The sequence below is a fragment of the Tenacibaculum sp. AWR4_210 genome (assembly GCF_056160945.1).
The window spans coordinates 1-458 of record NZ_JBSWYF010000049.1; the positions used below are offsets into that span (position 1 = coordinate 1).

Annotated in this window: 1 protein-coding gene; it reads right to left on the reverse strand. The window is 68.6% G+C overall.

Features of this window, described 5'->3' with window-relative positions:
* Positions 1–227, reverse strand: a 227-nt coding sequence (locus ACXAG7_RS19965; protein WP_476667925.1) for an SDR family NAD(P)-dependent oxidoreductase, incomplete at its 3' end; no start/stop codon positions are given.
* Positions 228–458: the final 231 nt, after the last annotated feature.

Consider the following 458-nt stretch of genomic DNA (forward strand, 5'->3'; position numbering starts at 1 on the left):
CGGTCCCAGATCGAGCGGCACAGCTGCGCCATGGCGTCGGTCTTGGTGATGTCCATCGGCGCCAGCGTGGCAGAGCCGCCGCGGGCCTTGATCCGGTCATCAAGATCTTCGAGCCCGCCGATCGTACGACCGACAGCGACCACGTGGTAGGCGGGTGCAAGGGCTTCGGCGAGGGCAAAACCCAGCCCGCGCGAGGCACCGGTGACAAGGGCGATCTGTTCACTCATGCCCGTTCTTTCTCTGCGCGGCGCGGGAATGTCAATTGCCGCGCGGGGTCATGCGGTTGCCCGCAAGCAGATGGCGGTCAGGGGATCTCGAGCCACTGCGCGGCACCGCCGCTGGAGAGGGCGATGCGGTCGGCGTCGATGGCGACCACTTTCTGGCGGCCGATGCGCGAGCCGACACCCACGATCACCACTCGCCCGCTGGCAAGGCGCACCAAGGCTCGCGGCGCGCGT